Consider the following 12,668-nt stretch of genomic DNA (forward strand, 5'->3'; position numbering starts at 1 on the left):
CGAAACACAAACGCGATCGACTGCCCGTGTGGCTGCCCCGAAGGGACTCGGCGATCCAGGAGAAGCATCGCTCGACCGCCAAAGCGGTCCTCGAAACGAGGACACTTGCAATGTTACCTACCTCATGGGCAAGTGTGGCGTAGTAGTGATCGAACCCATTGAACAAGCTGGCCGGCGGCATCGTGACGCGATCCGCGGTCGGTTCATAGTAGGCCTCGCAGCCCTGATGACGCAGATTGACCGGGATGGCAGCAAAGAAGGCGTCGAGGTCGGCTTCGCGCCCTGCGGGCTCAACCAGTTCGAGCGTTGCAGCCGGATGGAAGCGCTCGGGCAGACCTTCGACCTGATCGGCATTGAAGACCGGATAGGCCTTGAGCACCCGGCGGGCTTCGTCAGTCTTTTCGCCTGTATCGGGGGCTTCCACCTCTTTGGTGTAGCTCTTGTAGAAGATCGCGATGGTCGACTTCTCGCCCCTGCGGACCTGGGCCCCGAGCGATTTTGCCTGATTGTAGGTCATCCAGAATGGCGAGGCGTAGCCGCACATGTCGGCGACCATCCAGAGCCAGAACACGTTCATGCCGCGGTACGGGATCCCGCAGGCCCGCAAGGGCCGGGAGACCGGGACACCGCGCCAGGGCTTGATCCACGGCTTCGTGCCAGCTTCCAGACGGGCAATGATTTCCTGGGTGATGCGGGTGGCGGGCGACAGGCCGCCGCCCTGCCCCTTGCGATAGGCCATGATGGTTCTCCTGATTGAGGCATCTGGACAGTCGGCGACAGGCTCGCCGGTCAGTGCCACAGGTTCACGGGCCCCCTCTGCTCTGCTTCCAAAAAGGAAGCGGCCCTCCGGCGTAAGCCGAAGGACCGCTTCTCGAGGTACAAGTGGCCTGCCTGTCAGGAGGAGGTCAGGCGGCCAGCTCGCGGGGGGTATGAATTTCGCCGTCGATACCCGACTCAGCGTCGCTTGCGTCGATGTTGGCTTCGCCCGCCTCCGGCGTAGGGCGAGCGAAGCGCATGACCTCAGGCACCCAGGCCAAGGCCTTTTCGCGGACCTCGACCTCAGTGATGTAGGTGCCGGCGAAGACGCGCTCGGCACTCATCGCGAGGTCACCTTTCTTGACCGAGGCGAAGCGCGAAGAGAGCTCGAGACCGCCAACATCTGTCAGCGAGTCGAGGATCACCTGCTTCGATACCCGGTCGAAGTAGTTGGCTGCTGTCGGGCGCCACCACTGCGCCATATCGATGCCGATCAGGCTGCCAAGGTGATCCTGGAACGGCAGCTGACGCTCGCCCGTCATGTTGAGGCTTGCCTCGAGCGACCGGGCAACGACAAAGCCAAGCCAGGCCGCGCGACTGTCATCGGGCAACGCGCGAAACAGGTCAAAGCGGGCAGTCGCATCGGTGCCAGAGCGCCAACTTTCGTCGAGGCCGGATCTGAGCTCAGCAAGCGCGCTGCTCGCCGGCGCATCCTTGGCTTCGAAGCCGATAATCGGGCCTGCAGGAACGGGGGCGCGCAGCGTGGTCGAAGGGCGCGTCCGCCAGTCGTGGGTATCGGCATCGGCCAGCGTGAAGACCATGATGTCGAGCGCCAGCCCGGGATCGGATGCAACATGCAGGGCCAGAACATCGCGGCGCTGCATCGCGAGTTCGTCGACCAGACGTTTCGACAACGTCGTCCGGCGCCTGTCCGAACCTTCTTCGCCTGCAACGACTTCGACCCCGTCGTCGGCTTCGGTGGGTTCAGTTTGACGCTCGCCGTAGAACACCGGCTGGAGAACCGGCGTGCCATCGCGGGAGAGCACCAGCACCATTCCTGCCTCGGCCTTGAGCTCCGGCGAGATAACCGGCGGTCGGGCCCGTATTTCCTGGCATTCGCGTTCGATCGCTTCAATGGCCGCTTCGGCGGCTGCCACAGCCTCCTCGGCGCTGTCCTCATCCTCAAGGATCGCCGCATGCTCGTCATAAGAGGCATCGAGTTCGTCGAGCCTCGCCAATTCGGCTTCGGTCAGCGGCGCCGGTTCAGCAGGAAGCCGGACCAGCCCTTCGACCAGATCATGGCTGGCATAGGGATCGAGCGTGGGCTTGACCCAGGCGAGACCCTGCTCGGCTGCGAGGGCTTTGGCCTGCTCCTCCATTTTGGTGGCGGCGAGGTTTTCGAGCAGCGCCACATCGATCCAGGATTCGCTGTCGTCGTTGTCGAACAGCTCACGCTCGATCCGGCCGCCGGCAGCGATGTAGGCGTCGCGGCCAACGAGCCGGGCGCGCGGATCGCTGCCCCGCACGGTCCCGGAAAGGACCATGCGCCGGACGCTGTCCGGAGTGGGGGCATAGTAGGCCGAGGACACTTGCTCGAAGACGCGGGCCTGGATCTCCTGGTCCGAGGTCGCACCGAAAGCCTTGGCGATGTCGAGAGTGATTTCCCCGGAGGCCAGTGCCTCGAACACCACAGGCGCAAGGTTCGCGAGACGCAGCCGGCCATCAACGAAGCGAACGGTCAGACCGAAGCGGCGGGCAACGTCCTCGACGGTCGCACCGCCTGCCACGAGCGCGGCAAAGGCCTGGGCTTCGTCGGCCGGGTTCATGGCTAGGCGGTGGAAGTTCTCAGCGAGGCTGGTCTCGACCGCGACCTCAGCGCTGCCTTCGAGCACGAGGCAGGTGACTTCGTGATCGCGGGCGAGGATCTTTTCGTCTGCAAGCGCGAGCATTGCGCGCCGACGCCGCTCACCGGCTTCGACCTCGAACTTGCCCTTGGCGGTGGGCCTGACGATGAGGTTTTGTAGCAGGCCACAGGCTGCAATGCTTGCCTTGAGCTCGACGTCTGATGCCGGGTCACTGTGACGGCGAACATTGCGGGGAGACTGGACGAGCTTGTTCAGCGGGATCGACTTGATCATGGGGCACACTCCTGATTGTGAGCCCGGTGCATCGACCTTCGACGCCCAACTGGCTCAATCAGGGCAAAGCCCACTCCCCTCTCATGCGTTCGCAGCGTTTACTTCGGCAATCCAATTTCAGAGCATGACCGGACAGCTTGGTGATGAAGCATGCAATTTTCTCGTGCGGCCTCGACACTAAGGCGCAGGGCTCAAGCCTTTCCCTTGAGGCAAGAGCTTTGTTTTAATCAGCCTGAAAATCTCGGCCTGATAGCGAGCATCAGCCAAGGCATCATGTGTGCCAGTAAGGGTCGGCGCCACATTTTGCGCGATCTGGCTCGAGCGGGTGTCCGCCCAGGAGCAATCGGTTGCCCCCATATACAGCGCCTTGATGTCGAGCGCGGTGAAGCCGAACGGGTTCTCCCCGAGGAAGCGATGGAAATAGTAATTGATGAATGACCAGTCGAAAGGAGCGTTGAACCCAACGAATATGATAGTCGCATCATCGCCGCACAGATCACCCAGCCATCGCGCAAATTTCTCCATAGCGAGACGAGGTTCCTCGCCGGTTTGCGCCAGCGTCGCCAGGGATAGCCCGGTGACTTCGAGAGCCTTGGGGTCGAATTTGTCACTGATTGGCTTAAGCTCGCAGGAAAAGGCTTCATCCGGGGCAAAAGCCGAGCAGGCGCCAATAGACAGAAGGCTGTACTCGCCCGGGATAGGCCCTGACGTCTCGACATCAACGGAAACGAATATCTCGCGCTTTTCGCTCATGAGATCAGTGGCTCCGTTGGTACAAGAGAGGGGCGATTGCGGATCGCGTTCCAATGTTCGCGGAAAGCGCGCTTGCGATCCTCGGCACTGCCGCTCGCTTTCCAGTGTAGGCCGGAAAATGTCGTGATGTCGAATGGTAGGCTGGCCCCCTCGCGCACCATGACCATGGTCGGCAGGCAACGTCCAAGGGCATAGCCCAGTTCTAGAAAACAGTTGGGCCGGGCGCCGGTGATATCAGCCAGAACAATGCTGCTGCGATGCAGCTTGGCGAATATCTCCTGATCGATGCGCGCATGCTCATAGGTTTGCCGCCCATCGATTACGACCAGGCGATAGCCGAGCTCGTCCTCGATCACCGGCTTGACGACCGTATCGAAAAATTGCTGGACGTCTTCATAGTCCTCAAGATCGGGATTGAGCAGGCGAACCGCGAAAGCCTTCGGCCGCTCCAGCGCTTCGAGGAGATCGATCAGCACGGAGATCCGGCTCGGAATAGCTTGGCGGCTCGGGAAGCCGATCCGATTGATCCAGTCATGAGCATCTCCATCATCCGCAATCTGGAACAGGCGGCGGGTCTGGCTACTCGCCAAACCAAAATTATAGAGCCGTCTTGCGCCTTTGGTCTCGGCGCAGAGCGGTAGGTTGAGCGGCACGATCGGCTTGCCCGCATCATGATAGAGGTTGGCCAGATAAAGGACTCCCTCATCACCGCCCAGAACGACGAGCACATCGCCAAATCGCGCCTGCGCTTCCATCCGTTTGCTGTTCATATTCCATTGCGCGGCGCTCTCGATTTTCACGAGCTGGGAAGATCGCAGTTCGTCCCATAGCCCGGCGTGATCTTCGGGAATCTGCTCTTCGGTCTTGTGGTGCTGGACGGCGACCACGAAGGGGCCCGGCACATTCTGCGGTCTTTGCGCCAGATTGTCCTTCACGGCCTTCCAGATCAGCCAGTCGAAACAAATCGGCAGGCCGTCGGCTTCGCGGACAGGTTCGGCATCGACCGGGATGACGAAATTGGCGCCACGTCTGACTAGTTCCCTAACCAGGCCAGTCATGAATGCGCGGGCGGCTTCAACTTCAGCCGTCGATGCGACGGCGATATCCTTGGCGATGCTGCCGGAGATGTGAATGCGGCGTCCGAACAGCGGTGATCGCGCCATCACTTGTCCTCCATGACGGGAGACGCCTGAAGCGTGGTTGCAACCGAAAGCAGGTCCTCGAACCGCAAGGCGCGATCAGGATAGGCTTGGGCGAGCGCCGTTGGATAGAGCCGCGTGCGGATATCGGAATAGGTCCAAGGCGGGCGTCCCTCGCGCGCGGCTGTGGCCTGAACCAATTGACCGATCTGCGCCGTGCTTGCATCGAGGCCCACCAGATCCATCCGAAACAATTGATCGCGCTCTGCGTCCGATGGCCGGCGGAACTCCTCGACGATTGCCGCACGGCGCCGGAGCGCCGCGTCGAGAACCGACAGGCGGTTGGTACATAGGATGACGACGATACGCCCGCCATATTGGCGCAGGTCATCGACACCTTGGATCAGCGTGTTGACCGCGACCTTGTCTTCATGGTGGCTGTGGTCCTGCGAACGCGATGCGCCCAGGCTATCTCCTTCATCGATAATGAGGATGGCGCGGCGACTCTTGCCGGCTGCCTGGACGACCTTGTGGAAGGCTTCGGTGATGAGGCTTCCCATCTCGCCGACCATGCCGCTGCCACGCACTCGGTTCGAGAGCTTGAACAGCATGGAGTCGGAACTCCTGGCCTCCGCGACAAGCCGGTTTGCGATACACTCCGCTGTCGCCGTCTTGCCGGTTCCGACGTCACCATGAAAGATCACCAGCGGATACTGTTCGGCGACAAGATCGCACAAGGCGAGCTTGCCGCCATGTTTTTGGTGGTTCCAGTCCCCCAGGGCGCCAACGTTAAGCAGCAGGCGAAGCTGGTCGTGGACGCGGGTATAGCGGGCCTCGAACCCCAGCAGCCGCTTCTCCCGACCGGCCAGAACATCGCTGGGCAGCGCGATTTCGCTATCGAAGATGCTTGGCTGGCTCATGCGGCCCAATCCTTGCGCTGCATGCCATAGGCATTGCTGACATAGTTGCGACCGCCCGAAGAACTCAGGCTCGAATGGCTGGTGTCATCATAGGACGTCGTCCATCCGATCTTGAGCTTACCGCTCGTCTTCTGGCGCGCTTCCTCGGTATAAGCGGCGGTATAGCTGATGATGATCCGCAGCGTCGCACCTGGCAGACGGGGCCAGAGCACGCCGCCCGGGCGGCTTGTGGTCAGGCCGCTGGCATCGGTATCGACATTGAACCGGGTGGCCTTCTTCTCGACCCCATATTGCAGCAGGGTGAGATCGACCCAGGCCAGATAGCCCGCCTTGGCCAGCACCTCAATGTCATGGGCATAATCGGCGGCTTGCTGGGCCGTCCACGCACCAGTGCTGTCGGCGATCATGGTAAGATCGGCCTTCACCCGGCGCACGACATTCTCGACGTCGGTCGTCGTATAGGTGGCAGAAGCCGTTCGCGTCTGGCTCATGGTCAGTCCTCCACCTTGAAGCCAGGGCCGAAGAGTTCCTTCCAGACCCCATTGTCGTCTTCCACAGACGCGAAGTTTGCTGCCTCCCAGGCTTCCTGTGCCGCAGCGACGATTTCCTTGCGTTCCGCTTCTGAAATCCGGCTGGCGACATTGTTGAGGCTGTAAACCGGATCGAGGATCACGACGGGATCGGAAAAAGATCCGAAAGGTGCAGTGTTTTCTGGGAAGCGGATTTCCTCCTTCAGACCCGATTGGGCGATATAGAGGAGGAAGTCGCGAAAGCGCTGTTCGATGCCGCCTGCCTTGCCCTGCGTCGCGAGGACGTGCGCCATGATCAGTTCGATGGCGAATGACTTGAGCGGCTTGATTTCGGCATAGTTGCGCCACTTCTTCGCCATGCGCACGAGCGTGCGGAAATCGCCGTCCTGGCTCTTGCGATCACGCACGAACTGGATCTGGCAGGGCGCGCAGGTCTGGATCTTCGAGCCATCGTGAATGTCATACTGCCAACCAAATCCTGGCCTGCCGGCATCCTCGACCACGGGCACGATATCGACGCTGAGGCCCGATCCCACGAACTTCACCGTGGCGGCCTTGCGCTGGATCTCGAAGTCCTCGACCGATTTGTTCGGATAGGTTTTGACCAGCAGATCGTAGATCGTTGCGCTGAGGCTATCGAGGGTTTCCCTGGTCGCGTCGCGGCCTGAGATGTAGAATACCACATCGACGTCCACCGGGTCCGACGCCGTCCGGCGCAAGATAGTGAACTTGGCGAAGGAGCCCGCCTTCACCACCTTGGTGATCTTGATTTCGGTCTTGTCGCGGATGCTCTTGCACAGCTCGGTGATCAGCCGGTCGACCTGCGCATGATATTCCTTCCGCTTGTCCCCCGGCAAGCGCAGGACGTTGCTGTCATAGTATCGCAGTTGCGTGTTACTCAGTCCCATAGCCCACCTCTTTCCGGCTCGTCATCGCAAACCGGGCAGAGACCGGCTTCCCCCGCGCCATCGGTTTACAAAATCCAATAAAATCGCGATTGTGAACGAAACGTAGGATCGGTTTACCGCATTTCAAGAGGTTTTGGTTTACAAAATAGGCTCCATATACCATTTATGGAAACTGACCTGCGGAGGTCAATGAAGGAGACCATCATGATCGGGAACAAGCTCAAGGTTGCGAGGTCGGCGTCCGGCCTGTCGCTGCGTGCGTTGGCCGAAACGATGGATGGCGTCGTGTCTGCCCAGGCTATTGGCAAGTATGAGCGAAACGAGGATATGCCGAGTTCTCGCGTACTGATCGCGCTTGCTCGGGCATTGGCGGTTTCCGAGGAATATCTTTTAAGCGAGGACGAACTGTCGCTGGAGGGCGTGGACTTTCGCAAGAAGGTCGGCACGTCCTCTCGCGAGGAAGCCATGCTCGAGGCGCGAGCCATCCACATGCTCGAACGCTATCTCGCGGTCGAGGACATGCTCCAGATGCGTAGTGTCGAATGGGAGCAGCCACGAAGTGCTCCGCACCCGGTGGCCGATGTTCGCGATGCTGAGGATGCAGCCCGTTCTGTGCGAGACGACTGGGGACTTGGCAACGACCCCATCCCGCATCTTGCCGAATTGTTGGAGGAACGCGGCATTAAGGTGCTGTCGCTCGATCTCGACGACGTGGACGGACTTGCCGCCAAGGTACGGCGCAAGGGCAACGATGCGGCGCGCGTCATAGTCATCAAGCGAAGCTCCTGGTCGGAGCGCAAGCGTTTCAACCTGGCGCATGAGCTTGGCCATATGGTCATTGCTCCTGCTGGTGGCGTGGATGAGGAAAAGGCCGCGCATCGTTTCGCCGGTGCATTCCTGATGCCAGCAGACGTGCTACGCGCCGAAGTCGGCGCCCATCGTTCCTCGATCAGCATCGGCGAGCTGGTCGCGCTCAAGAAACTGTTTGGCGTCAGCATTCAGGCGCTAGCCTATCGCTGCAAGGATCTGGGTATCATCAACCAAGCGGCATGCGCCCGCCTCTTCAAAGTTTTCGCCGAGCGAGGATGGCGTACGGCGCCTTTTGAAGAACCGGAGAGCATGCAGCCGGAACTGGAAGAGCCGCGGCGCTTCGAGCGGCTATGCTATCGTGCTCTGGCCGAAGGCGTGATCGGAGAATCGCGAGCCGCGGAGTTGCTCGGCATTTCCGTGCGTGAACTCGACCGGCGACTGGATCAGGTGGCAGCCTGATCGGTGGCGGTCCTGGTATCCGATACTTCGGTCCTCATCGACCTCGAACGGGCGAACCTTCTCGATGAGATGTTCCTGCTGCCATTCGAGTTCGCGGTGCCTGATCTCCTTTACGTTCGTGAACTGCAGGGGGAACTCGGCGACAGACTGAGGGCGCTCGGACTGCGGGTGGAGGAACTCACGGCATCTGAACTGCGGCGCGCGACCGGAGTTAATCGCCAGCATCAGAAGCTCTCAGTGCCCGACACCTTTGCTTTCGCACTTGCGGAGTCTCGGACATGGACGCTGCTGACCGGTGATGGAATCCTGCGAGAACTGGCCGCTGCCGAACAGATCGCCATGCACGGAGTCCTATGGCTCTTCGACCAGATGGCCGATGGTGCCCACGTAAATTTCGATCGGTTGCACAGTGGCCTAACCCAACTTTATGCCCATCCGCGCTGCCGCCTTCCTGCGAGTGAAGTTAAGCATCGCTTGACTCGCTTTGCCGGCTGACATTCGGGGATAGTCATTCCGTCGACTGGGCCGGGAGCGTCAGTGGACGCGCGGAGGAGCGAACACTATCCTAGGCCGACATGTTCCACCTCCATTGTACCAAAAAGCTGCTTGACAGGATCAAACCGGAAATCGTTGCCCCTGGGCAAAGCGACACCGCGCTAGGCAACTGGTACGCCACCACCCTGTTCTGGAAGCCGCAAGTCGCCTTGCTGGTTTCTGAGCGCACGTTGCTTCCCGTGCTTATGCCGCTGGCCCCAGCGGCCACGCTTGCTCGAAGATTCCCGGCACAATTGGCGCTGGTTCTGAAGGAGCACGGCGTCCCAAGCGAATTCATCGCTCAGGAAGTCTGGCGGATGGACCAGGTCCGGTACGCAAAGACTGCGAACCGGAGCGTCGTCGGCATCCTGAATGAGTTCGTTAAGCAGGCGGAGTTCTGGCTGGCCGCCTATGCCTATGAAAAGGGTGATGATGACGACCTTTTGGCGATTTCCGCCAAGCTAGCGGAGACACCGTGTAGCCCGCTGTACAAGGGTCCGATTTCACCAGACAAAGCCCTTCATGAACTCGTGGAGGCTGGCGCTCAGACTTGAGTCTGCTGGCAGGAGCCTGTGCTGGGTGCTCCTACAGCACTCGGCCGGAAGCCGAAGTCATGCGGTCAGACAGGATCGATCGGCAAATCGACGATGCGGAAAACGGCCCCTGATCCGGCGTCGCGCACGAGGTCAACCCGCGCGCCATCCCAGTAATAGTCAAGGTGCCGCCCCTGGAGCGGATTTGATGCGCAGTCCGGGTGGAATAGCGCAACGCATTCCCCGCCGGGGTGCCGGATGCTCGGGTAAGCAATCCCGTTCGATCCCGCGCCCCTGAGGTGCCGCGCGAGCGCTTGAGATGCGGCATAGCTGTCGGGATCGAGCGCCGGAACTGGCGCCCCCGCCGGAACTCGCAAATCATGCAGGTCAGCATCGACTGACATGACGAGCTCCCGGAATTGCGAGGTCCAGCCAGGCGCTTCGTTTGTCCGTGCCATAAAGCGAGCATGGTGGTGGATCGTCTCGAACAGTGCAGTTTCGAACCGGTCTCCAACATAGAGCACGCCGAAGCTGCCGTCGGCAAAACGGCTTGGTCGGTCAGTGCTGACGTGGGTGAATGGCGCCATGAGATAGGAGGCGCCGTTGCCGCCGACGCGGCGGTCAACCGGAACGAGGTCGAGGTTACCAATAGTCGCCATGATGCGAGGATTGGTCTTCTGCTCTGCCGAGATTAGCAGCGGCCAGTCCGAGGGATCGGCGATGTCCTCGAACAGATCGATTGGCGGAAAGGCGCTGCGGATGATCCTGACAGCGCCCTTCCACTCAACTCTAGAAACGGGGGTTTCTGCTGTTTCGCTCACCAGCCACCGCGCTCGGCGTCGAGGTAGCGACGCACCCGCATGATGTCGGTAAGCTCGCCTCCCAGCATCACGTCGAGCGCACTGGCTTCGCCAAACGCTTCATTCGCTGCCTTGATCCAAGTGTACCCGCGGGTCGCCTCCGAGAAGATGATGCGAAGCGCCTTGTGGATCCCCATGAGGTTGGAAAGACGCGCGCGCCCATCACGCGAGATGCGCCCCGGGCCTTCTGCCTTCCATCGGCGATAGGAGCGCACTGGCATGTCGAGCAGCGTTGCAGCCTGCTCGTCGGTCAGTTCCCATTTGCCGAACAGATTGAGGACTGCGCGGAACATGGCAGCTGCCTCGTCCTGCGTAATCGGATCGGGACGGAAGGCGGTAACGGCAGTATCAACGGGTTGCAGAGCCATCATGGCAGTTCTCCATATGGCATCATATATTCAAGATAATGCCATTTGGCAAGGAGCTATGCCGATGACGCCAGTCTGGCAATCACGCTCGCTGCGCCTTCGATCGGCACGAAAAGCCGGGTCTGGTAGCGGATGATCTCGGTGAAGCAGCCTTGGGCCTTGTACCAGTCGAGGCGGGCTACGCTCCAACCGGTGAGCTCAATTCGCTGTGAGCCGTTGACCAGGCTGCGTTTGACCATGAGCTGCTCGCGTCCCGCGAATTCCATGGCCCGGCCATTTGCCAGGACGGTCTGGACAATGTCATCGGCGGACAGCGTCTGCTCGCGCTCGAGACCCAGCGCCCGGCAGAGATCCGGCACGCAATGGGCCGGAACCTCGCGGCCGAGGAGCGAACGGCCATCCGCTGCCGATATGCGGCTCACCCTCACGAAATCAGACGGGAGCTTGTCCCAGACTGGCAGCAGGAGGCCCGTGGCAAGATAGAGGCGCTCTCGCTTATGACTGGTCCGAGTTTCCTCGACCTCGACAGCCCAAGCATCGCGGAAGATATCTATGGAGATGTCCTCCCAACTGCTCTCAGCCAACTGATCCTCGGTGATGTGGCTGCGCTTGAGGGGACGCAGCAATTCGAAGCGGGTCACGCGCGTGCCGTCATCGGCAAGAATACTGCGAGCCGGGACCAGCAGGGCGACCCGACCTGAGCGGGCGTTCCGAACCGGTCGCTGCCGCTGCCCGGTAAGGCCGTGAAGCTCCTCGAGCCGCTTCAGTGTGAGTGGCTTCAAGGCTCTGGCGATTTCCAGTTCGAGGAGATGGGTCGTCGCGCCCGATGCCGGATCGGTGCGCATCAGCGTGTCGGACAGGACAGTGAAGTCCTCGACTGCAATCGTCTCGAGGCCGAGATCAAGGGTGCCAGCCTGCCGGGCGGCATCGATACGCGCTTCGACCAGCCCCATGAACTCATCAAAGATCGCGTTCTGCAGGGCGATGGGAAGTGCCAAGATGCGATTGAGCCACCGCTGGATCGACGGCAGATCATCGACCATTGAACCGTCGGGTGCTTCGATCCGGAGGCCGGTCAAATCCTGAAAGCGCCCCAGGCTGACTGCTTCGAGCTTGCCGGTGAACAACAGGCCGAACCAGCGATGGAGCGCCTCCTTGGCGTAGATGCTTTCGAGATTGTCAGCCGGATCGAACAAGTTCTGTCCGCCGGTCTGGCGCTGCCCGCGCGTCAGAGCGCCAAGACTGTCGAGCCGCCGCGCGATCGTTGAGATGAACCTGCGCTCGCCGCGCACATCTGTCGTCACCGGCCTGAACAGCGGGGCCGATGCCTGATTGGTGCGATTGGTCCGGCCAAGCCCCTGGATCGCAGCGTCAGCCCGCCAGCCCGGTTCGAGCAGGAAGTGGACCCGGCGCGCCTGGTTCCCGGCGGCCAGATCGGCATGGTAGCTGCGCCCCGTTCCCCCAGCGTCGGAAAAGACCAGGATGCGCTTGGCGCCGTCCATGAAAGCCTGGGTCTCAGCGACGTTGGCGCGCGGCGACCGCGATTGGAGTTTCTGACGACCGTCGCGCCCGATGATGAGCCGACGCGTGCGACCGGTGACTTCCGCTACCTGATCAACGCCGAAGCGCTCGATGATGGCATCGAGTGCGGTCGCGATCGGCGGCAGCGCGCAAAGCTCCTCGATCATCCGGTCGCGCGCGGCAAGCGCGGAGCGGCAGAGCACCGGTGCGCCTTGCTCGTCAGTCATGGGCTCGGAGCGAGGATTGCCGTTTTCATCGGTGAAGACCGCCATTAGGCGGACTGGAAAGCTCTTCGCGAGATAGTCGATCACGTATTCTTTGCAGTCCGCGATTATGTCGAGTCCGGCAGCCGGAGGCTCGGATTTGCGTCGGTTCGTCATGATTTCACTCCAGATAATATGAGCGTTGGGGGAATGTCCGGGGACGGGCTAGGCCCGCC

Annotated in this window: 13 protein-coding genes; 3 read left to right on the forward strand and 10 right to left on the reverse strand. The window is 61.1% G+C overall.

The window, feature by feature from the left end:
* The 7 genes from EH199_RS23045 to EH199_RS23075 form a co-directional block, all read right to left on the reverse strand.
* Positions 1 to 739 (reverse strand): ArdC family protein (locus tag EH199_RS23045; RefSeq protein WP_223806886.1); only part of this gene is annotated, 739 nt, incomplete at its 3' end.
* 166 nt (positions 740 to 905) lie between these two features.
* Positions 906 to 2,894: a ParB/RepB/Spo0J family partition protein gene (locus EH199_RS23050; RefSeq protein WP_124811395.1), complete on the reverse strand. Its 1,989-nt coding sequence runs from the start codon at positions 2,892 to 2,894 to the stop codon at positions 906 to 908.
* Positions 2,895 to 3,071: 177 nt separating this feature from the next.
* The gene (locus EH199_RS23055) at positions 3,072 to 3,647 is read right to left on the reverse strand and encodes a 3'-5' exonuclease (RefSeq protein ID WP_124811396.1); all 576 of its coding nucleotides are present in this window, start codon (positions 3,645 to 3,647) and stop codon (positions 3,072 to 3,074) included.
* Positions 3,644 to 4,810, reverse strand: a complete 1,167-nt coding sequence (locus EH199_RS23060; protein ID WP_124811397.1) for a hypothetical protein — start codon at positions 4,808 to 4,810, stop codon at positions 3,644 to 3,646. The genes EH199_RS23055 and EH199_RS23060 overlap by 4 nt, the downstream gene beginning before the upstream one ends.
* Positions 4,810 to 5,706 carry an ATP-binding protein gene (locus EH199_RS23065; RefSeq protein WP_124811398.1) on the reverse strand — a complete coding sequence of 299 codons (897 nt, stop codon included), beginning with the start codon at positions 5,704 to 5,706 and terminating at the stop codon, positions 4,810 to 4,812. The genes EH199_RS23060 and EH199_RS23065 overlap by 1 nt, the downstream gene beginning before the upstream one ends.
* The gene (locus tag EH199_RS23070; RefSeq protein WP_190287403.1) at positions 5,703 to 6,197 is read right to left on the reverse strand and encodes a hypothetical protein; all 495 of its coding nucleotides are present in this window, start codon (positions 6,195 to 6,197) and stop codon (positions 5,703 to 5,705) included. The genes EH199_RS23065 and EH199_RS23070 overlap by 4 nt, the downstream gene beginning before the upstream one ends.
* 2 nt (positions 6,198 to 6,199) lie before the next feature.
* The gene (locus EH199_RS23075) at positions 6,200 to 7,144 is read right to left on the reverse strand and encodes a CBASS oligonucleotide cyclase (protein WP_124811399.1); all 945 of its coding nucleotides are present in this window, start codon (positions 7,142 to 7,144) and stop codon (positions 6,200 to 6,202) included.
* Between the two features lie 204 nt (positions 7,145 to 7,348).
* Between EH199_RS23075 and EH199_RS23080 the strand changes: the two genes are divergently transcribed.
* The 3 genes from EH199_RS23080 to EH199_RS23090 all read left to right on the forward strand — a co-directional run bounded on the left by EH199_RS23080 (position 7,349) and on the right by EH199_RS23090 (position 9,501).
* Positions 7,349 to 8,413: an ImmA/IrrE family metallo-endopeptidase gene (locus tag EH199_RS23080; RefSeq protein ID WP_124811400.1), complete on the forward strand. Its 1,065-nt coding sequence runs from the start codon at positions 7,349 to 7,351 to the stop codon at positions 8,411 to 8,413.
* A 3-nt stretch (positions 8,414 to 8,416) separates the two neighbouring features.
* On the forward strand, positions 8,417 to 8,908 hold the full coding sequence (locus tag EH199_RS23085; RefSeq protein ID WP_124811401.1) for a hypothetical protein: 492 nt from the start codon (positions 8,417 to 8,419) through the stop codon (positions 8,906 to 8,908).
* 80 nt (positions 8,909 to 8,988) lie between these two features.
* Complete coding sequence (locus tag EH199_RS23090) at positions 8,989 to 9,501, forward strand: hypothetical protein (protein WP_124811402.1); 513 nt, start codon at positions 8,989 to 8,991, stop codon at positions 9,499 to 9,501.
* A 65-nt stretch (positions 9,502 to 9,566) separates the two neighbouring features.
* Here EH199_RS23090 and EH199_RS23095 read toward each other — a convergent pair whose 3' ends face one another.
* From EH199_RS23095 to EH199_RS23105, 3 genes are read right to left on the reverse strand one after another with little or no spacing between them, the layout of a single operon-like run.
* Positions 9,567 to 10,301 (reverse strand): RES family NAD+ phosphorylase, encoded by a 735-nt coding sequence (locus EH199_RS23095; RefSeq protein WP_124811403.1) that lies wholly within the window; start codon positions 10,299 to 10,301, stop codon positions 9,567 to 9,569.
* A complete protein-coding gene (locus EH199_RS23100) occupies positions 10,298 to 10,711 on the reverse strand; it encodes an MbcA/ParS/Xre antitoxin family protein (RefSeq protein ID WP_124811404.1) in 414 nt (137 codons plus the stop codon). Before EH199_RS23100 ends, EH199_RS23095 begins: the two co-directional genes overlap by 4 nt.
* Before the next feature lie 53 nt (positions 10,712 to 10,764).
* On the reverse strand, positions 10,765 to 12,456 hold the full coding sequence (locus EH199_RS23105; protein WP_223806887.1) for a strawberry notch C-terminal domain-containing protein: 1,692 nt from the start codon (positions 12,454 to 12,456) through the stop codon (positions 10,765 to 10,767).
* Positions 12,457 to 12,668: the final 212 nt, after the last annotated feature.

The organism is Novosphingobium sp. LASN5T, from assembly GCF_003856955.1.
In the GTDB taxonomy this organism is placed as follows: domain Bacteria; phylum Pseudomonadota; class Alphaproteobacteria; order Sphingomonadales; family Sphingomonadaceae; genus Novosphingobium.